Origin of the sequence: Rhodococcus sp. SBT000017 (genome assembly GCF_003688915.1) — a bacterium.
Classification (GTDB): domain Bacteria; phylum Actinomycetota; class Actinomycetes; order Mycobacteriales; family Mycobacteriaceae; genus Rhodococcoides.
In genome coordinates this window covers 3,320,512-3,339,545 of sequence record NZ_REFU01000001.1, presented here as the reverse complement: position 1 = coordinate 3,339,545, position 19,034 = coordinate 3,320,512, and the positions used below count along the sequence as shown (strand labels likewise).

The 19,034-nt window shown below is 64.7% G+C and carries 20 protein-coding genes and 1 tRNA gene; 8 read left to right on the top strand and 13 right to left on the bottom strand.

Going from position 1 to position 19,034, the window contains the following annotated elements; translation table 11 throughout:
- Nucleotide 1 precedes the first annotated feature (1 nt).
- Nucleotides 2-1,270, top strand: coding sequence for an LLM class flavin-dependent oxidoreductase (locus tag AYK61_RS15540; RefSeq protein WP_121871451.1), 1,269 nt, complete (start codon nucleotides 2-4; stop codon nucleotides 1,268-1,270).
- Between the two features lie 10 nt (nucleotides 1,271-1,280).
- Here the strand turns inward: AYK61_RS15540 and AYK61_RS15535 are convergent, their stop codons facing one another.
- Genes AYK61_RS15535 through AYK61_RS15525 form a run of 3 tightly spaced genes read right to left on the bottom strand, consistent with a single transcriptional unit; the run spans nucleotide 1,281 to nucleotide 4,186 of the window.
- The gene (locus AYK61_RS15535) at nucleotides 1,281-2,171 is read right to left on the bottom strand and encodes an alpha/beta fold hydrolase (protein WP_121871450.1); all 891 of its coding nucleotides are present in this window, start codon (nucleotides 2,169-2,171) and stop codon (nucleotides 1,281-1,283) included.
- Nucleotides 2,172-2,183: 12 nt separating this feature from the next.
- Nucleotides 2,184-3,290 carry a PDR/VanB family oxidoreductase gene (locus AYK61_RS15530; RefSeq protein WP_121871449.1) on the bottom strand — a complete coding sequence of 369 codons (1,107 nt, stop codon included), beginning with the start codon at nucleotides 3,288-3,290 and terminating at the stop codon, nucleotides 2,184-2,186.
- Nucleotides 3,287-4,186: a metal-dependent hydrolase gene (locus AYK61_RS15525; RefSeq protein WP_094669920.1), complete on the bottom strand. Its 900-nt coding sequence runs from the start codon at nucleotides 4,184-4,186 to the stop codon at nucleotides 3,287-3,289. Before AYK61_RS15525 ends, AYK61_RS15530 begins: the two co-directional genes overlap by 4 nt.
- 114 nt (nucleotides 4,187-4,300) lie before the next feature.
- On the opposite strand from AYK61_RS15525, the gene AYK61_RS15520 reads away from it, so the two are divergent.
- A complete protein-coding gene (locus AYK61_RS15520; RefSeq protein WP_259468079.1) occupies nucleotides 4,301-4,816 on the top strand; it encodes a hypothetical protein in 516 nt (171 codons plus the stop codon).
- A 48-nt stretch (nucleotides 4,817-4,864) separates the two neighbouring features.
- Here the strand turns inward: AYK61_RS15520 and AYK61_RS15515 are convergent, their stop codons facing one another.
- A complete protein-coding gene (locus AYK61_RS15515; RefSeq protein WP_121871447.1) occupies nucleotides 4,865-5,332 on the bottom strand; it encodes an alpha-isopropylmalate synthase regulatory domain-containing protein in 468 nt (155 codons plus the stop codon).
- Between the two features lie 229 nt (nucleotides 5,333-5,561).
- Here AYK61_RS15515 and AYK61_RS15510 point away from each other — a divergent pair, with 229 nt between their 5' ends.
- The gene (locus AYK61_RS15510) at nucleotides 5,562-6,764 is read left to right on the top strand and encodes an ATP-binding protein (RefSeq protein ID WP_068048586.1); all 1,203 of its coding nucleotides are present in this window, start codon (nucleotides 5,562-5,564) and stop codon (nucleotides 6,762-6,764) included.
- Between the two features lie 7 nt (nucleotides 6,765-6,771).
- Here the strand turns inward: AYK61_RS15510 and AYK61_RS15505 are convergent, their stop codons facing one another.
- On the bottom strand, nucleotides 6,772-7,953 hold the full coding sequence (locus tag AYK61_RS15505; protein WP_121871446.1) for an alkane 1-monooxygenase: 1,182 nt from the start codon (nucleotides 7,951-7,953) through the stop codon (nucleotides 6,772-6,774).
- Nucleotides 7,954-8,121: 168 nt separating this feature from the next.
- Between AYK61_RS15505 and AYK61_RS15500 the strand changes: the two genes are divergently transcribed.
- Nucleotides 8,122-8,976: an alpha/beta hydrolase gene (locus AYK61_RS15500; RefSeq protein ID WP_121871445.1), complete on the top strand. Its 855-nt coding sequence runs from the start codon at nucleotides 8,122-8,124 to the stop codon at nucleotides 8,974-8,976.
- 29 nt (nucleotides 8,977-9,005) lie between these two features.
- Complete coding sequence (locus tag AYK61_RS15495) at nucleotides 9,006-9,863, top strand: patatin-like phospholipase family protein (RefSeq protein WP_121871444.1); 858 nt, start codon at nucleotides 9,006-9,008, stop codon at nucleotides 9,861-9,863.
- Here AYK61_RS15495 and AYK61_RS15490 read toward each other — a convergent pair.
- Together AYK61_RS15490 and AYK61_RS15485 are read right to left on the bottom strand one after the other, a co-directional pair.
- On the bottom strand, nucleotides 9,860-10,768 hold the full coding sequence (locus tag AYK61_RS15490) for an amidohydrolase family protein (protein WP_183130300.1): 909 nt from the start codon (nucleotides 10,766-10,768) through the stop codon (nucleotides 9,860-9,862). The genes AYK61_RS15495 and AYK61_RS15490 overlap by 4 nt on opposite strands.
- On the bottom strand, nucleotides 10,755-11,441 hold the full coding sequence (locus AYK61_RS15485) for a dienelactone hydrolase family protein (protein ID WP_121871443.1): 687 nt from the start codon (nucleotides 11,439-11,441) through the stop codon (nucleotides 10,755-10,757). Before AYK61_RS15485 ends, AYK61_RS15490 begins: the two co-directional genes overlap by 14 nt.
- A gap of 106 nt (nucleotides 11,442-11,547) precedes the next feature.
- On the opposite strand from AYK61_RS15485, the gene AYK61_RS15480 reads away from it, so the two are divergent.
- Nucleotides 11,548-12,525 carry an NADPH:quinone oxidoreductase family protein gene (locus AYK61_RS15480; protein WP_121871442.1) on the top strand — a complete coding sequence of 326 codons (978 nt, stop codon included), beginning with the start codon at nucleotides 11,548-11,550 and terminating at the stop codon, nucleotides 12,523-12,525.
- Between the two features lie 35 nt (nucleotides 12,526-12,560).
- Here the strand turns inward: AYK61_RS15480 and AYK61_RS15475 are convergent, their stop codons facing one another.
- The gene (locus AYK61_RS15475) at nucleotides 12,561-13,916 is read right to left on the bottom strand and encodes an AarF/ABC1/UbiB kinase family protein (RefSeq protein WP_121871441.1); all 1,356 of its coding nucleotides are present in this window, start codon (nucleotides 13,914-13,916) and stop codon (nucleotides 12,561-12,563) included.
- Complete coding sequence (locus tag AYK61_RS15470; protein WP_183130299.1) at nucleotides 13,913-14,476, bottom strand: TetR/AcrR family transcriptional regulator; 564 nt, start codon at nucleotides 14,474-14,476, stop codon at nucleotides 13,913-13,915. The genes AYK61_RS15475 and AYK61_RS15470 overlap by 4 nt, the downstream gene beginning before the upstream one ends.
- A gap of 135 nt (nucleotides 14,477-14,611) precedes the next feature.
- Between AYK61_RS15470 and AYK61_RS15465 the strand changes: the two genes are divergently transcribed.
- Nucleotides 14,612-15,229, top strand: a complete 618-nt coding sequence (locus AYK61_RS15465) for a DUF998 domain-containing protein (protein ID WP_183130298.1) — start codon at nucleotides 14,612-14,614, stop codon at nucleotides 15,227-15,229.
- Here the strand turns inward: AYK61_RS15465 and AYK61_RS15460 are convergent.
- The gene (locus AYK61_RS15460; protein WP_121871439.1) at nucleotides 15,212-15,991 is read right to left on the bottom strand and encodes an enoyl-CoA hydratase/isomerase family protein; all 780 of its coding nucleotides are present in this window, start codon (nucleotides 15,989-15,991) and stop codon (nucleotides 15,212-15,214) included. The two genes, AYK61_RS15465 and AYK61_RS15460, sit on opposite strands and share 18 nt — an antisense overlap.
- A gap of 79 nt (nucleotides 15,992-16,070) precedes the next feature.
- Here AYK61_RS15460 and AYK61_RS15455 point away from each other — a divergent pair.
- Nucleotides 16,071-16,147: transfer RNA gene (locus AYK61_RS15455), tRNA-Met, on the top strand.
- Here AYK61_RS15455 and AYK61_RS28285 read toward each other — a convergent pair.
- From AYK61_RS28285 to AYK61_RS15435, 3 genes are read right to left on the bottom strand one after another with little or no spacing between them, the layout of a single operon-like run.
- Nucleotides 16,104-17,942 carry a recombinase family protein gene (locus AYK61_RS28285; RefSeq protein WP_397485481.1) on the bottom strand — a complete coding sequence of 613 codons (1,839 nt, stop codon included), beginning with the start codon at nucleotides 17,940-17,942 and terminating at the stop codon, nucleotides 16,104-16,106. The two genes, AYK61_RS15455 and AYK61_RS28285, sit on opposite strands and share 44 nt — an antisense overlap.
- Nucleotides 17,939-18,589, bottom strand: a complete 651-nt coding sequence (locus AYK61_RS15440; RefSeq protein WP_121871438.1) for an ImmA/IrrE family metallo-endopeptidase — start codon at nucleotides 18,587-18,589, stop codon at nucleotides 17,939-17,941. Before AYK61_RS15440 ends, AYK61_RS28285 begins: the two co-directional genes overlap by 4 nt.
- 30 nt (nucleotides 18,590-18,619) lie before the next feature.
- Nucleotides 18,620-19,009 (bottom strand): helix-turn-helix domain-containing protein, encoded by a 390-nt coding sequence (locus AYK61_RS15435; protein ID WP_121871437.1) that lies wholly within the window; start codon nucleotides 19,007-19,009, stop codon nucleotides 18,620-18,622.
- Nucleotides 19,010-19,034 lie beyond the last annotated feature (25 nt).

The following is a 19,034-nucleotide window of genomic DNA, read 5'->3' as shown; positions in this document are numbered from 1 at the left end:
CATGCACCTCAACGCTTTTCTCTACGGTTGCGGCCACCACAGCGCGGCGTGGCGTCACCCCGATTCGCGAGTGGAGGACCTCGGCGACATCTCGTACTACGAGGAACTCGCGCAGCTCGCCGAGCGGGGCAAGTTCGACGCGGTGTTCTTCGCCGACGGTCATTCGGTACGCGACCCGGCCGGGGCAGGCACCTGGTTCCTCGAGCCGATCACCGCGCTGTCCGCCATGGCGCGGGCCACCACGCACATCGGCCTCGTCACCACGGTCTCGTCGACGTTCTACACCCCGTTCCACGCTGCACGCATGTTGGCGTCGCTCGATCACATCAGTGGCGGCCGTGCTGGTTGGAACGTCGTCACCTCCATGTTCGACGCCGAAGCACGCAACCACGGGATGGACGTCATCCCGGCTCGTGAGGAGCGATATGCCCGCGCCGAGGAGTTCGTGGATACGGCTCTGGCGCTGTGGGATTCGTGGGATGCCGACGCGTTGACGCTCGATCGAAGCAGGCACTACGCCGATCCGGCCAAGGTGCACTCGATCGACCACGACGGCAAACACTTTCGGGTCGACGGGCCGTTGACGGTGCCGCGGTCGCCGCAGGGGAGGCCGGTGCTGTTTCAGGCCGGCGCGTCGGGCCCGGGCCGGGATCTGGCCGCGAAGTACGCCGAGGCGATCTATGCCGTCGCCTACGATCTCGTTGCAGCGCAGAGCTATTACAACGACGTGAAGGCGAGAATCCGCCATGCGGGCCGCGACAGCGCGACAGTGGGGATCATGCCGGGTTTGGTGACGTACATCGGGTCGACCATGGACGAGGCTCGCCGCAAGAAGGCCGAACTCGATGAGCTGCTGCCCACGGAGCAGTCACTGGCGATGCTGTCGACGTTCACCGGACAGGACTGTGCTGCCTGGGAACTCGACGCGCCGGTACCGTCCCTGCCTCCGGCGGCCGAGTTCGCCGGACCGCAGGGTCGCTACGAGACGATCCTGCGGATCATCGAGAAGGACGCCCCGACTGTGCGGGAGTTGCTCGGCACCCTCGCCGCGGGCGGCGGCCACGCGACAATGATCGGCACGCCGGAATCGATTGCCGACGAGATGCAGTCGTGGATCGGCCGCGGTGCCGACGGCTTCAATCTGATGTGTCCGCGCTACCCGGACTCATTGGAGGACTTCGTCGATCAGGTGGTTCCGATCCTGCAGCGGCGCGGTATTTTTCGCGCCGACTACACCGCGTCGACGCTGCGCGGGCACCTGGCGGGGTGATTCGTGAACATCAGTCCAGCGAGGCGATGAATTCCCTCGTCAATCGTGCGATGTCGTCGGCATGGGAGATCGGCGACCAGTGTCCGGCCGGAATGTCGTTGCGCGTGAGGTTCTTCACCCACTTGCCGGTGTCGTCGTAGTGGTACGGACGCACTGCGACGTCCTCGGTGTTGACGATGAGGTGCACGGGGATGTCGATGTACCGCTCACGTGGATTGCCCAGGAGCGGAATGATGTTGGCCCGGTAGAGTTTGGTGCCGTTGGTGGCATCCGACCACAGTGTGGGGTTCTGGGTGACGAGCTTCGGATCGACGCCCGAGAACTCCTGGAGGAACGCCGGCCACCCCTTGGCGAACTGCCGCTTGATGCGCAACGTGGACAGGCCGGGGATGTGGAAGGTGACGGTGTACCACGACGCGCGTACCTGGGCGAGCACCTGTTTGATGCCGGTGAGGGTGGGTTTGCGCAGGCGCGACTGCGACCACTTGCCGAGGTGATCGAGGTTCGGCCCGGAAATCGATGTGTACGAACGAATTCGGTCCTTCGCCTGGGGCTGGGCTGCGGCCTCCCATACCTCGACGGCACCCCAGTCGTGGGCGAGTACATGGACTGGGGCGTCGGGGCTGACGGCATCGGCGACGGCATAGAAATCCGAGGCGAGCCGGGCCAGCTTGTACGCCGACTGCTCGGCGGGGACCGAGCTCTCGCCTGCGCCGCGGGAGTCGTAGCTGATCACCCGGAAGCGGTCCTCGAGCTGCGGCACGATGTGGCTCCACAGCTCATGAGTATCGGGCCAGCCGTGCACGAGGACGATGGGATCGCCGTCGGGATTGCCGCTCTCGAACACCGCCAGCCGGATGCCCTCGTTGATGACTGTCGTCTGAACCGCGTTGCTGCTCAACAGTTTTCCGTTCTATAGATCGAGTACGAGACGCCCGCTGCGTGCGCGCGAAACGCAGATGAGCATGTGATCGCGCTGCTCTTCCGGCGTCAGTCTGTTTTCCAGGTGCTCGGGCTCACCGGAGAGCACCCGGACCTTGCAGGTGCCGCAGAAGCCCTGCTGGCACGAGTACGCGACGTTGGGTTTCTGCTCCTTGACCGCCGTCAGCACGGAGGCGTCGGCGGCGACGTCGAGCACAGCGCCCGTGCTGATCAACTGCACCTCGAACGGAGTGCCGTCGAGAATCGGCGGCGGGCCGAATCGCTCGAAATGCAGTGCGGTGGAGGGGCACTGGCGAAAGTCGCGGCGGACTGCGTCGAGCATGGGGGTGGGGCCGCAGCAGTAGACGGCACCGCCTGCGGGTGCGCGCTCGAGCAATTCACCCTCGGTGGGGTACCCGTGCACGTCGTCGGTCCGGACGAACACCCGGTCCGATTCCCAGCTCTCGATCTCGTCGAGGAAGGGCATCGTGTCGCGTGATCGACCGCAGTACACGAATTGCCAGTCCATGCCGAGAATTCTTGCGGCGCGGACCATCGCGATGATGGGAGTGATCCCGATACCGCCGGCGATGAACAGTGCGCTGCCGTCGCCGACGAAAGGGAATCCGTTGCGGGGGCCACGGACGGTGACCTCGGTGCCGGGTTGCAGTCCGTGCATTTCGATGGATCCGCCTGCGCCGGTCGGGATTCGGCGCACCGCGATGCGATAGGAGCTGCGATCGGAGGGATTTCCGCACAGTGAGTACTGCCGGCGACGGCCCGAGGGCAGGTGCAGATCGAGATGACAGCCCGGATGCCAGATGGGCAGCTGTGCACCCGTCGGCGACGCAAGGGTGAGGGCTGCGACATCGTTGTCCTCGGCGACGATCTCGCGTTCGGTGACGACCAACTTCAACGCCGAATCGGGGTTGTGGCCGGCGACGGCGTCGTTGTACTCCGCTCCGGCCGCCGCCTGCATGTACCCGTTGAGAAACGTACCGAGCAGCTGCATCGAGCGATCAGGACGTCCGCGCCCGCGCAGGTCCGGCGGAGCATCCTTGGGGAGCAGCCGCGGGACGCGCCGTGAAGAGAGCTTCACCTCGCTGCAGCCTGAGCGGCAGGCGAGGACGCAAGGTACCGGACGGCCTGAGCTGTGGAGCCTTCCTGGCTGGGGTGGTACGACTTCTTGAGGTAGCGCGACATGCTGCGGCCGACGTGCGTCAGCGCGGGCAGGGTGCCGCGTTTGACCGACTTCCGCCACAGTGCCGAGCGCGGCTTGCGGACGGACTTCGGGGCCGACTGCAGCTCCGGGTCGTTCTTCATCAGGAAGATGATCCCGCGCATCCAGATGTAGGCCATCAACGGCACGACCACGACGAACGTGCGCAATCGGCGAACCTCGCGCTTGTCGAAGTATCGCAGCGTGTCGTAGGCGACCGAGCGGTGCTCTACTTCCTCGGCACCGTGCCAGCGCAGCAGATCGAGCATGGTGGGGTGGATGCCCGCGCGGTCGAGACCGTCGGCGTTGAGTACCCAGTCACCGAGAAATGCCGTCACGTGCTCGATCGCGGCGATCAGAGCCAAGCGCTCGACCAGATTGTTCTTCGATCGAAGGCTGGTCACCGAATCGGAGCCGAGGACCTTGCCGAAGGCCCACTCCATCTGGTCGGTGAACGGAGTCGGGTCGAGTCCTTTGGCCTGGAGATGCACGAGGACGCCGGTGTGGGCCTCGGCGTGTACGGCTTCCTGGCCGATGAAGCCGATGACGTCGTCGCGCAGCTTCTCGTCGTCGATGTACGGCAGGGCTTCCTTGAACGTGTCGACGAACCAGTGCTCGCCGGCGGGCAGCAGTAGATGCAGCACGTTGAGTACGTGCGTGGTGTACGGATCGCCCGGCACCCAGTGCATCGGCAGATCGCTCCAGTCGAACTTGACGTTTCTGGCTTGCAGCATCACTTCACCGGGATCCGATGCGACGATCTTCCGTTCGCTCATCGAGCCACCTCCTCCACGTTCGCAGGTGTGGCCGATGCCACAGTGCGAGACTTAGTATAAACACCGGTAACACATAAAGGGAACCGTGACGGTATCCGATGAGACACTTCTGTCATGACCGACTCCTCCCCCGTGTCGACTCCCCCGAGTCGTATGCCCGTCACCTGGCCTGCTGAATGGCCAGTCGAAGTTCGGCGCATCGCCGATGCCACGAACGATGCGCTGGCTGCTGTCGCCTCGCAGGATTCGGTCGCGTTCGACGATGCCGTCGAATCGTTGGGCCGCTCGGACTCGGCGCAGGCCGGCCACGTGCATGCCGAAATGGTACGCACGTTGCTCGAAGAGGTATACAGCGATGGATTGACCGGCGAGAACGTCCAGGAGGTGCTCGGCCGAACCGTACGAGGAGCCGGCTGGCTGCCGAACCTGGACATCGCCGGATTCGTGGAGGTGCTCACCGGAGCGCTGGGGGTGTCCGACGTCGAAGAGCAGTCGCGAGTGAGGCCGCGTCCGGCGCACGCGTTGCTGGTGGTCGCAGACCTGCTCGCGGTGCGCCGTGGCCGAGCCGAGACCTATCTGCGACGCGCACTGGCCGAAGTGCAGCGCGCCGAGACGATCGAGATGCCCTAGGAAAGTCTTCGCCTGTCTTGCATACGCGCTAGACCGTCGAAGAAAGCGCTACCGATGCAGAATGTTCGCTCCGGCGATGACGGCTCGCACGGCCGACAGGTGTGCGTCGGTATCCATGCCCATCGACCATTCGCGGCGACCGTCGTGCTCGGTGAGGACGAAGGTGGCGGTCTCGTCGCCGATGATCTGCTGGTGGAACGAGAGGATCTCGATGCGGAATCCGGCGTTGTGGAGCATCGACGTCAAGGCCTCGATCGGCCCGTAAGTCGTTGCCGCACAGGCGATGATCGTGTCGCCGACGCCGAAGGTCGCGTCGAAAGCCGTCCTACCGCCAGCTGCACTGTCGGCAGTCCATGACCCCAGTCGAAGAGGGCCGGTGGTGGGCGAGAAACGGTCGGTGAAGTTCGTCCACGACATGTGTTGCCAGGTGATCTCGTCGCGCATCGTGCGCGGCAGGGCGCAACCGAAACGGGCGTGGAACGGATCTGTGGCGAGAGTGGAAGCAAATGCATTCATGAGGGTGGTCCTGGCGAATGTGAAGGGAGGACCGAGAGAGCACAACGACCCGCAGCGAGGGGTCGGTCCGAATCAGACCCCGCTACGGCGGCGTACTACGAGAATGCGCTTCACACCCCAGAAAGTAGTCCTCCGTCGCAGTCGCGCGCAAGTATCGAGTGAATACAGATCTCTAGGACACGAACTAGATGTCCGCATATATCGCACGATTCGTTGTAACTTTGGCCCCATGGACCCCGTGCGTAACCCCTACGCCCCCGGCGCCGGCCAGCGCCCACCCGAGCTCGCAGGCCGAAAGAAGCAGCTCGACGCCTTCGACGTCGTACTCGAACGCATCACCCGCGGCCGGCCGGAACGCAGCGTCGTACTCACCGGGCTGCGAGGCGTCGGGAAGACGGTGTTGCTCAACCAACTCCGATCCGCGGCCATCGCCCGCGGCTGGGGCACCGGCAAGATCGAGGCTCGGCCGGACCAGGAACTGCGTCGACCGCTGTCGTCTGCGCTGCACATGGCGGTCCGCGGCATCGCGGCATCGCATCGCGATCCCGAACGCGTCGACGAATTCCTCGGCGTCCTCAAGGCCTTCGCCCTACGCGCCACCGCGGACAAGGGCATGCGGGAGCGGTGGCAGCCCGGCATCGACGTCCCGGCGAAGACCGGCCGCGCCGACTCCGGCGACATCGAGATCGACCTCGTGGAACTGCTGCTCGACGCCTCCGCGCTGGCCGGCGACGTGGGCGTGGGCATCGCCATCTTCATCGACGAGATGCAGGATCTGGGTGCCGCGGACATCTCCGCGTTGTGTGCGGCCTGTCACGAGCTCAGTCAGGACACCGCGCCGCTGATCATCGTCGGGGCCGGGCTGCCACACCTACCTGCGGTGTTGTCGGCATCCAAGAGTTACTCCGAGCGCCTGTTCAGTTACCACCGGATCGGCCGACTGGAACGAGCCGCGGCCGACCTCGCGTTGATCGCTCCGGCCGACCGCGAGGACGTCGAATTCACCCCCGACGCGCTCGACGCGCTGTATGCAGCCGCTGACGGCTACCCGTACTTCGTCCAGGCCTACGGCAAGGCGACGTGGGATCTCGCGGCCGACACCCCGATCACCGTCGAGGACGTGCGCGTCGCCGCTCCGACGGCGGAGGAGGAATTGGCCGTCGGATTCTTCGGATCTCGCTACGAGCGTGCGACGCCTGCCGAGCGTGAATACATGCGTGCGATGGCCGAACTGTCCGTGGACGACGGCTCGGTGCCGACCTCGGCCGTGGCGACCGAGCTGAAGCGCAAGCCTGCATCGCTGTCTCCGGCTCGCGACGGACTGATCAAGAAGGGCCTGATCTATTCGGCCGAGCGCGGAACCATCGCGTTCACGGTGCCGCACTTCGGTCGCTACCTGCGGGCCCAGACCGACGAACCTGCGGCGGTGTGAACTCTCACTACGCCTCAGCGCGCTCGACGCACAGTTGCTCGAGTTTCCGCACTGCCTTGGGGTCGGAGTGGTCGACGTTGACGAGCTCCGAGTTGCCGTCGTAGAAGTCGATCAGTCGCTGATCCATCACCTTGCGCCACAACGGCGGAACCAGCGCGCAGAAGATCATCACTGCATATCCGGCCGGTAGCTGTGGGGACTCGTCGACGGTGCGCAGTGCCTGGTAGCGGCGCACCGGATTCGCGTGATGGTCGCTGTGCCGTTGCAGGTGGTAGAGAAACAGGTTGCTCCACAGGTGGTCGCTGTTCCAGCTGTCGCGGTGGGTCGGTTTGCCGTATCGACCGCTCTTGCGCTTCTGCCGCAGCAGCCCGTAGTGCTCGAGGTAGTTGGCTGCCTCGTAGAGGACGATCGCGATCGCAGCCTGCAGGAACAGATACGGCACGGTCACCACACCGAAGACGGCGATCAGCACGCCGAACAGCACAACGCTCATGGCCGCGGCATTGAACAGGTTGTTTCGGTACGACCAGGGAGACAGGCCCTGGCGGGCGAGGCGTCGAGTCTCGAGCTCCCAGGCCGAGCGCAGGCCGTGCACGATCGTGCGCGGCAAGAACTTCCAGAACGACTCGCCGAACTTTGCCGACGCCGGATCCTCCGGGGTGGCGACGCGGAGGTGGTGGCCGTGATTGTGCTCGACGTAGAAGTGGCCGTACAGGGACTGTGCCAGTGTCACCTTCGACAGCCATCGCTCCAGACGCTCACGCTTGTGGCCCAGCTCGTGCGCGGCGTTGATGCCGACCCCACCGACGATGCCGACGGTGATGGCCAGGCCGATCCGCTCCGGGACTCCCAGCGGGCCGTGCGCCCAGAGATAGCAGGCCGCAACCAGACCCGCGTACTGCAACGGCAGGAACAGATAGACGCACCAGCGGTAGTACGGATCCTTCTCCAGCGCGGCGATCGCCTCGTCCGGGGGATTGCTGCGGTCCACTCCGGCGAATTTGTCCACCAGAGGCAGTGCGACACCCATGATCATCAGGCCGAGGGTCCAGAACGCCCCGGGCCCGAGAAGCGATACCAGCCCCCAGGCCAGGAACGGGCTAAGGGGAATGATCAATCCCAGCGGCCAGAGGTAGCGTTTGGGGTCGCGCCACCGCGGCGACGTACTCGTGGCGGACTCATCACGCATTGAAGGTTTCTTCACTCCTGGTCGGTGCCGTGCCCGAGGTGCGAGGACAAATCGGTAGTGGCGTGTCACAACTACATCGCCCGTCCTACCAGGATAGTTACCCAAGCAAATATTTGTAGGTTCCCCGATGGGCCGTCGGACGCCACGCTGCCCTTGTACGGTGACCGGATGAAGCATGTCGAGTCGGCGTTCGTCGGAGTTCACGGAACCCGAATCGTCTACGACGTCTGGACCCCCGAGACCACACCGACCGGGATCGTTGTGCTGGCTCACGGCCTGGCCGAGCACGCTGGCCGGTACCGGCACGTCATCGAACGGCTGGGCTCGCTCAGCTTTGTCGTCTACGCGCCAGACCACCGCGGACACGGGCGATCCGGTGGCAAACGGGTGTCGCTGGAGAAGTGGTCCGACTTCACCGACGACCTACACACGCTGTTCGGCATCGCAGCCGCCGAACATCCGAATCAGCGCACCTTCCTGCTCGGCCACAGCATGGGCGGTGCCGTCGCACTGTCGTACGCACTCGACCATCAGGGCGACCTCGACGGTCTGATGCTGTCCGGGCCCGCAGTGGCACCGAGCGTGGGACAGCCGAAAGCCCTGGTGGCGGTGGGCAAGGTCCTCGGACGTTTCCTACCGGCAATTCCCGTGCTGAAGCTCGACCCCGATCTCGTCTCGCGCGATCGAGATGTGGTCGACGCCTATGTCGCCGATCCGCTGGGTTACCACGGCACCGTCCCGGCGGGCCTGGCCGCAGCCATGCTCGGCGTAGGCGAAACCTTCCCGGCACGGTTGCCGTCGCTGAAGATTCCGGTGCTGCTCCAGCACGGGACTGCGGACGGACTGGCCGATGTCTCGGGCAGCGAACTCATCGCCGAACTCGCCGGATCGGACGACCTGACCCTGAAAACGTACGACGGGCTGTTCCACGAGGTGTTCAACGAACCGGAGAAGGAGCGCGTACTCGACGACCTCGTCGACTGGCTGCGCCCACGTGTACACACCGGCGCTGTAAGTTCCTGACGGATCTTTTCGAAGAAGGGGGTACGACCATGACCAGGCGAGCACTCGTATTGGGCGGCGGCGGAGTCGCAGGTATTGCGTGGCAGACGGGTGTCCTACTGGGATTGGCAGAATCCGGAGCCGACGTCACCGACGCCGAGATGCTGCTGGGAACGTCGGCCGGCTCCTCGGTGGCAGCTCAGATCTCCAGCGGAGTTCCGCTGGCCGAGTTCTTCGACCGCCAAGCCGACGAGGCGAAGCAGGACGACGAGCCGCACGCCGAGGCGACCATCGACGAACTGGTCACCATGTTGGCTCGGGCGGCGCAGAACTCCGACGGCAGTGCACTGGACACCCGCCGACGCATCGGCACCGCGGCACTGGCGGCATCGACGATCACCGAACGCGAGCGTCGCGCCATCGTCGGACGACGGTTGCCGACGCACTCGTGGCCCAACCGCGATCTGAGGATCGTCACTGTCGACGCGGTGACCGGCCGGCACCGGGTTCTCGACCGTGGCTCGGGCGTTCAACTGGTCGACGCGGTGGCCGCGAGCTGCGCCATCCCCGGCATGTGGCCACCGGTGACGATCGGAGATCATCGGTACGTCGACGGCGGTATCCGTGCAAGCGAAAATGCCGATCTGGCAGTCGGTTTCGAGAAGGTGCTGGTGCTCAAGGTCGGCGCGCTCGATCTCGAGGACGATCCCTTCGAGATCGAACGAGAGCGGCTGCTCGCCGGTGGATCCAAGGTGGAAGTGATTGTCCCCGATGCCGATTCGGCGGCCGCCATCGGCCCCGATGCCACCGACATCGCGGTCCGATCGGCTGCAGCCGTGGCCGGACGAGCACAGGGCAATGCCATCGCGGAACGCATCGCCGAGTTCTGGGTCCAGAGAACCCCCTAGCCGAACAGTGCAGCGCCGTTCCCCCAACAGACGGCGCGAACCCAGTCGTCGCCCAGATCGAGTCGGCTCACGGCCTGCAGGGCGTGCAGATACGGGTACGGGATGTTGGGGAAGTCGCTGCCGAACAGAATGCGATCCTGCAGGTCGAGCAGTCGCGGCCGCTCGTGCTTCGGGAACGGTGCACCGGCCTCGGAGAAGTCGGTGAACGCCATCGTGGTGTCCAGTCGAACGTTCTCGTAGCGATCGGCCAGGTCGAGGAACTCGACATACTCGGGCATGCCCATGTGCGCGATGATCAGTGGAAGATTCGGGAACCGTTGCAGCAGCTCGGCAATCGGCCCCGGTCCGGTGTGAGTGCCGGGTGCCGGGCCGGAACCGCAGTGAATCACCACGGGTACCTCGGCGTCCGAGATCGCGCTCCAGACGCCGTCGAGCAGGGGGTCGTTCGGTGAATAGTTGCCGACCTGGATGTGCGACTTGAAGATTCGGGCACCGTTCGTCAAGGCCTGCTCGACGTACTCGGTGGCCCCGTCCTCGGGGTAGAAGGTGGCGGTCTGCAGGCAGTCGGGGGTTCGCGCCGCGAAGTCGGCACCCCACGAGTTGAGCCAGGCCGCCATCGACGGTTTGTGCGGGTAGATCATCGACGTGAACTGTCGTACTCCGAATCCCCGAATGACCTGCAGCCGTTCGTCTTCGGCGAACCGATAGGAGATGGGCCAGACGCTGCCGGTCAGCGGACCTGCACTGTCGAAGTAGCTCCATACCTTGTCCATCACGTTCTTCGGCATGAAGTGCGTGTGGACGTCGAACAGGCCGGGCAGCGACAGATCGGTCCAGAAGGCGACGATTCGTTCCGTCTCCTCCGCCAGGTCGGCGTCGGAGCGCGGCGGTTCAGCGTGCGACATGGGCGTCGAACCACTCGAGAGTCTTGCCCCAGGCATCAGCGGCAGCGTCGGCGTCGAACACGGCAGGGCGGTCGTCGCAGTGGAATCCATGCTTGCCGTTCTCGTAGCGGGTGATCTCGGAGTCGACCGGCGCCGTCGCGGTGATCTCGCGCAGCGTCTCGACGTCCTGGAACGGGATTCCCTCGTCCAGGTCTCCGAAGAACCCGCGCCATGGCGTCCGGAGGGCGTCACCCACCGAGGCCATTGCGGGATAGCCGAAGCGGCTCTTCGTGATTCCGCCACCGTAGAACGTCGCAGCCGCACCGAGGTGGCGTCGAACAGCGGTCTGGAACGCGACAGTGCCGCCCATGCAGAAGCCGACGATCGCGATGGACGAGGGCTCGAATCCCACCTCGGCGAGTGCGCTTGCCGCTGCATCCACGTCGGAGTCCACCTCGTCCGCAGCGAGTTCGCCGATGGCTGCCATGGCCGAATCCATGTCCGAGTAGTCGAGCACGGTGACGCCGTCCTGCCGGTGGAACAGGTGCGGTGCGACCGCGACCCAACCGGCGGATGCGAGGCGATTGCAGACGTCGACGATGTGATCGGTGACCCCGAAGGCCTCCTGGATGACGATGACGCCGCCGCGGGCGTCACCGTCCGGCCGCACGACGGTGAGGGGAGTGGTGTCCATCCCTCGATTGGAGCACATCACCAGTACCGGATGCCGGTAACCACGGTGAGTTCCGCAGTTTTGTACGGTGGCGTGCAGGGAACGATCCCGACCGAGAGGACAACTCATGCGCGCGGTACAGATCTCCACCCTCGACGGACCCGATTCGGTGACCGTCGTGGACGTCGACGAGCCTGCTGCCCGCGACGGGTCGGTGGTCATCGAGGTCCATGCCGCGGGCGTCGCCTTTCCCGACGCATTGCTCACCCGCGGGCTCTACCAGTACAAGCCCGAGTTGCCGTTCGTCCCCGGCAGCGAGATCGCCGGCATCGTTCGGTCGGCACCGCCGGAGTCCGGCTTCTCCGCAGGTGATCGAGTAGCCGCCCTGACCGGACTGAGCGACGGTATGGCCGAGGTCGCCGTCGTATCCCCGGACACGGTGTTCGCGTTGCCCGAGTCGGTGTCCCTCTCCGCAGGGGCAGGGTTGTTGTTCAACGACCTGACGGTGCACTTCGCCCTCCGGGAACGCGGTCGTCTGGCACCGGGCGAGACTGTCCTGGTGCACGGCGCAGCAGGGGGTATCGGAACCTCCGCGCTGCGAATGGCTCCGGTACTCGGCGCATCTCGCGTCATCGCCGTGGTGAGCTCGGAGGCCAAGGCCGACATCGCCCGTTCCGCCGGAGCCACCGACGTGGTGCTCGTCGACGGGTGGAAGGACGCGGTGAAGGAACTGACCGGCGGCCGTGGCGTCGACGTCGTCGTCGATCCGGTGGGCGGTGACCGGTTCACCGACAGCATCCGCTCGCTCGCGCCGTCGGGCCGAATCCTGGTGCTGGGCTTCACCGGTGGTGAGATCCCGACGGTCAAGGTCAACCGATTGCTGCTCAACAACGTCGACGTCGTCGGCGTCGGCTGGGGTGCGTGGTGGATGACGCGCCCGGGCTACCTCGCCACCCAGTGGGCCGAGATCGAACCGCTCCTCGCCGACGGATCGCTCAGCGCACCGGAGCCGTCGGTGTTCCCGGCCGCCGACGCTGCCACCGCCATTGCCTCACTGGAGAACCGCACTGCCGCAGGCAAAGTGGTACTCGCCTTCACCCACTGACTCAGCACCCGCTGACACCGCGTCGAGCTGCCGGTTCACTCCGGCAGCTCGACGCCCCTTGCCTCGGCCAGGGCTGCGATCTCTGCAGGGAAGACGTTCTTGAACACGAACGGATCGGTCCCGAGCGCCCAGTTCGGTGCGAGCTCGATGGCGTATCGCTCGAAGTAGCCGAGCTGCTTGGCCACCAGGATCAATTCCTCCGGGCTCGACGTCTTGTACTGCTTGCCCATGCTCACCAGCGCTCGAATGAAGTCCGCCAGGCTGAAGTGCGCGAGGGTTGCCGAGAGCATCGGAGCGAACACCGACTGTAGGATCGCGCCGACCTCGGCGTCCGAACCCATCTGCGGGGCAACGATTCCCAGACGCTTCACCGTGCCGGCGAGCCGGGTGAAGTCGCCGTCGATCACGGTGGCGTGGAACAGATCGAGCAGCAGCGCGCGCCACTGCTCGTCCATCTCGCCCATCACTCCGAAGTCGAGGAACGCCACCCTGCCGTCGTCGAGGACCCACACGTTGCCCGCATGCACGTCGCCGTGGAACAGGCCGTGCAGCACAAGGGCTTCCATCCATACCTTGGCGGCGCGGCGGACGATCAGCTCGGACTGCTCACCCGGCTCGTAGCGGTCGAGTGGGGAGCCGTGCATGCGCTCCATACAGATGACGCGCCCGCCGCAGTAGTCGAGAAACACCTCGGGCGCGGTGACGTGGGCGTTGTCGCCGAACGCGCTGATGGCCGCGCGAAAGCTGTCCTGACGCTTGGCTTCCACGGCGCTGTCGAGTTCGGCGAAGGTGGCAGCGTGCAGGTCGACGATGATCGCCGACGCGTTGGCCGTGGCGAAGAACGGAATGAACTTCTCGAGTCCGCGGGCGACGAGGTACGCGATACGCAGGTCGATCTTCATGCGGTGGTAGATGCCTCGCCGCTGCACCTTCATGACCACTTCACGGCCGTTGTCGCGGCGCACGCACAGATGCACCTGAGCGACCGAGGCGGACGAGAGCGGCACGTCGTCGAACGAGGAGAACAGGTCGTCGATTCCGCGGCCCAGATCGGCCTCGATCACAGCTCGCGCCTGCGACCCGGGGAACGGTGGCACCTCGTCGAGGCAGCGCAGGCAGGTGTCGGCGAGGACCTTGGGAAACAGCCCTGGTGAGGACCCCATCAACTGGCCGACCTTGACGAAGGTGGGACCGAGAACGAAGAAGGCGTCGACGACGGCCTCCGAGGCGTGCAGCGGCCACCCGCGCCGTGGCGCGCGCACCCAACGGCCGATTGCGACGAATTGGAAGTACGCCAACACCGACCCGATGACGATGAGCCGCAGCAGTTCTCGTACCCCGAACGTTTTCAGCTCGGGTGCGGGCTTGGGCGTCAGGGGCTTGGGCGTCATACGTGCACTCCCGCAGGCACGCGCGCAGCCGAGGCTTCCAGGCGCGCCAACAGTCGATCGAACCGCGTTGCATCGCCGGAGGCACGTGAGAGCACGAACGCGCCCTGAATTCCGGCCACGATCTCCTCGGCAAGGTCGGCTGCGGATTCGCCGTGACCCAGACGGCGCAGTACCGGAGTGAGTGCGTCGATCCAGTGGGTGAAATGCGCTGCGACGCGGCCCGAGAACACCGCCCGTTCGAGACCGAGTGTGAACGCTCCGAACAGGCACACCAGACGGTTGGACCGGAAGTATCGCGCGGTCTGCTCGAACATCTCGTGGGTGGTCGACGCGGCATCGGTCCCGTGTCGCAACGGCTCGAACACGTTGTGGTGGAACCACTGCTCGACGTCGTCGAGGACGGCCTCGGCCATCTCCTGCTTGCCCCGCGGAAAGTAGTGGTAGAGGCTGCCTTTCCCCAGGCCGGTCTGTTTGCTGATGACCGCGAGGGTCGACCCGTCGAATCCGTGGTCGCGGAACACCCCTGCGAGTACCGGCACCACGTCGTGGCGATCGCTCATGAGCCGGTACTGTACCAATCGGTACACGCCGGGTGTATCGGGGTCGCGGGAGTGGAGCCTGCGGAATGACCCTTGGGACCGGGAGTGGAGCCTGCGGAATGACCCATCGAGGTGAGCGCAGTGGATACTGCAGTCGTGAAGAGAACTACCGTCCTGGCAGCTGGGGCCTTTCTCGTCGGCGGGGTGACCTATCTGGCCGCCGAGGCCGTCGCCGCGCTCGGTTGGACGGACCGGCCGTACAGCTACGCCCGCAACAACATCAGCGACCTGGGGATCCCGGACATCTCACCGCTGCACACGGTGATGAACACCGGCTTCATCGTCGACGGCACGTTGTTCGTCCTGGCGGGGCTGGGACTGTCGGTGCTCTTCGAGGGCCGCGCGCGCTGGATCGTGGCCGGCACCTCCGTTGTGCACGGTGTCGGCAGCATCGTCGTCGGGCTCGCCCATGCGTCGGTCGACGGAGCCTCGACGCCTCATGCGGTGGGTGCAGGTATGGCAATCGTCGGCGGCAATCTGGTGCTGCTGGCCGCAGGCCGATACGGCGGCCGCGTCGGCGCGCCGCGTTGGTACACCGTGGGCAGTGCGACTGCAGGAGTGGCCGGCCTGGTGGGGCTGGCCCTGTTTCTCGCCGACACCGGAATCCTCGGCGGCGGAACATTCGAACGCATCTCGGTCTACACCATCATCGGATGGGAGATCGTCACCGGTGCAACGATTCTCGCGAAGCGTCGCTCAGCCGAACTTCGGTGACTCCTTGGCCAGAAAGGCGCGCACGCCTTCCCGGCCGTCCGCCGACTCGAACGCCTCCTCGAACACCGGCAATGCCCGTCGTGCCGGTAGGCCGGGGAACTCGCCGAACGTGAGCGCGAGGGCACGCTTGTTCGCATGCACGGCCGTGCGGGACTTGCGAGCCAGCGCCTGCGCCAAGCCCAGTGCCACCGACAACGACTGTCCGCGCGGAGCGACCCGATTGATCAGGCCCCACCGAAGAGCAGTCTCGGCCGAGACGGGCTCGCCGAGCAGCACCAGTTCGGCGGCGCGTGCCTGACCCACCCGCCGCAACGCACGCATGGACCCGCCACTGCTGGGGATAACTCCGAGGTCGATTTCCGGGAGTCCGAGTCGAGCCCCTTCGTCGGCGACGACGAGGTCGCAGCACAGCGCGAGCTCGAGGCCGCCGCCCAACGCGAATCCGTCGATTGCCGCCACCGTGGGCAGCGGCAGATCGTCGAGCAACTCGAGGGTGGCGTTCTCGAGATTGCTCTTGCGGGCGAGCACGTCACCGCCGTCCTGCATCTCGGGCATCTCGGATATGTCCGAGCCGGCACTGAACACCCGGTCGCCGGTGAGAACGATCGCCCGAACCGCGGCACTTTCGGCCAGCTCGAGAAGGACGGCGCGCAGTCGCCGCGTCGCCGGACGGGTCAGCGCATTGACCGGCGGGTTGCTCAGCGTGATCTGCGCAACGGCGTCGTGCGGAAAGGTCAGGACGGGAGAAAGTGCGGTGGGCATACTTCGGAACCGTAGAGCGTGCGGCTGACCTGGCGATTGGGAGACTGCCGAATTGGCATGTAGCGTGGTGGATACCCGACGCGGGGTGGAGCAGCTCGGTAGCTCGCTGGGCTCATAACCCAGAGGTCGCAGGTTCAAATCCTGTCCCCGCTACCAAAGAAATGATGTTAGAACCACGGTCCTCAGGGGCCGTGGTTCTTTCGTTTTCCCATGACATCGCACCCCTGGGTCGCTCGATGGTGAGAAATCCTGGGATTCGGTCGTCTGGGGCGGTTCTACGGGTGCGGGACGGTAGGTCCCGACCGGCCAGTTCAGCGCCTCTGTCGAATCGATCGGGGACCTCTGTTGCGTTAATCAGGTCACTGGTTCTAACGATCGGTTTTTGCTCCCGCTTCCGTTCGGCCGCCAGCGTCGCCGCTAGATCATCGTTCATGAGCAGCTGGTAGGCCGGGGTCAGGTCGCTGGCCACGATGTCGTCGTCGTGGACGTAGAGGTGCTTAAAGATGCTTTGGTTGAGGTCTCGACGCGACTTAGCGTCGGCAAGTTGGTAATGCCGGTGTGCGTCTCCCAGAATCTCCAGGCAGCTTTCCAATTTGGCGGTGAGATGTGATTCCTGGAGGTCGAACTCGCCGAGCTTTGCTTCTGCCTCGGCGCGTTCAGCCGCAATGCGTGCTTGCTCCGCGCGGAGTTCAACCGTGCCGATTGCATCTGCGTAGAACGCTTCGAGGAGCTTGCGGCTCTCTCGTTCGAGCTGCTGGAGTCGGTCGGTCGCGACTTGTCGCGTCTCGGCCGCATCGGGCAGTAGGACGCGCATGTGGTCGAGGATGAGCGCACGCACGGTGCTGGCCTGCTGTTCGTCGATCGTCACGGTTTGCCAATGCGCGGTCACCAGGTCCTCGAGGTGGGGTGCTTGGATGGCGCGGAATGTGCAGCCGTTCTTGAGCCGCTGACGGCCGAGGCAATAGAAGTAGTCGTAGATATTGCCAGCGCGGTTACGGGTCTTCTCGAACGTCAGAGGCTCGCCACACTGCCCGCAGTAAACCGAACCCTTCAGGTAGTGATTGTGTACCCGCGGCTTCTCACGGCTTTGGTGGCGGGCTTCACGAACGCGCTGCACTTCGGCGAAAAGCGCTTCGCTGACGAGTGCCGGGTGATTGCCGGGATACTCGACTCCTTCGAACCGCACAGCACCCGTGTAGTAGCGGTTCTGGAGCATTGACGTGATGTGCGAGTGGGCGATCGGCCGGCTGGGTCGGTTTGGCCGAGTGACCGTTGTGACGCCGCGCTTGTCGAACTCATCTTTGATCATTCCGGCTGTCCACTCACCGGTTGCGTAGCGTTCAAACATCCAGGTGACCCAGTGGCCTCGCTCGGGGTCTATGACGACCGTCTTCACCTCTCGACCATCTTCAGTGCGGGTGCGGATGTTGAGGAAGCCGAACGGCGCCATGCCTGGAGTCCCGCCGCCCTTCGCCTTTTGGAGCATGCCCTTGCGGGATTCGGTAGCCAGGTTGCGGCTGTAGAACTCCGCGATTGAACTCATGATGCCGTGAAGCAGCATTCCGCTGGGTGTCTCGTCGATGTTCTCCGAGCAAGAAACGAGCTGAGCGCCGACGGATGTCAGCTGAAGGTTGATCTCGACGTCGTCAACTCGATTGCGAGCCAGGCGATCGATCTTGTGCACGATGACGTACTGAATTTTGTGCGCCTTGACGTAGTCGAGCATTTTCTTCAGTTCCGGGCGATTGGCTGAGCGGGCGCTCTCGCCGGCATCGACGAATTCTGCGACGGTCACTGCGTCCAGGGACTGGGCTTTGCGGAGGCAGGCCTCACGCTGGGCGGGAATTGAGAAGCCCTCGGTCTCCCCACCTCGCTCAGCTTGGTCCTTGGTACTGACGCGGAGGTAGTGAACCGCCAGCGGCTTGATCCCGAGTGGGGGTGTGGGGGTCATGCGTAGCTCCTTCGTGGGGTTGATCGTGGTGCACGGATGAACCTCTGGCGGTCGTAGTGCTCGGTGTGGATAGGTCGGGCGCAGCGGCTTGCCAGAGGTGCATCGTCTGTCTTGTCGAGCCCTGTCTGCGCGAGACGGACACGGATGGCTGGTTCGCTGACGCCAAAGTGGGATGCCAGATCGGCGACGCGCTGAATGCCGTTGCCCCACGCGGCCTTGAGTGACCGTTTAGATACGAGAGCACAGCCTGCGAAGTAGTCGGCAGCAGCTTCGGCCTGCTCGGCCGCTGTCTTCCTGTCGGTAGTCCGGTAGAGATGGCCTGTATAGCCATGGTCGACGATGTGCTTGAACTCGTGCAGCAGTGTGAAGCGCTGGCGAACGGAGGGCTCCCTGCCGGAGAGCACAATTACCCAATGCCGGCCGTTCCAGTAGCTCATGCCGGAAACGGGGATGGATTCACGGATCACGACGATGCGGGGCAACCCGGTGATGTGGTGCTCGAGGATGCCGCGCTCATCACCGATCAGGTCAGCTAGCTTAGCGGCCTGGATCTCAGCGGTTTGTAGTGCTTCGAGGAAGCTCACCTCGCGCTGTGGGATCACAGCCCGGAGGCTTGTCAGAATTGATGGTTTGTAAGTATTTGTCATGATAAGCCTCCTTTCGTAGCGGGCTTTGATTTATTCTCTTTCGTCTTCTCCGTTGTGTGGTCCATTTGGGTCATATCCGTGTCTCGCAGCAATTCTCGCGAAACTGGCTTCCACTTCTTTTGCGGCAGATTCTGGAAGGTCGGAATACTTGCTGCGAAGGTAGGGGGAGAAGCTGGGAAGTGCTTTTGGCTGAACGTATCCCACGAGGTTGAACAGGTCGGAGAGCTCCAGCCCCAGTACGTCTGCCAATGATTTCAAGGTCTCAGGTCTCGGCTGGGGGATGTCACCACGCTCGATGCGAAGGACGTTGGAGTCAGTCATGCCGGAGCGGCGAGCGACTTCTTTTATGGTCAACTCAAGTTTGTTCCTACGCTCCTTGAGGACCTTTCCCAGTTTGGCTGCTTTAGTGGTGTTGGTCATGATGGTTATTCTCCGAATCTTTCGT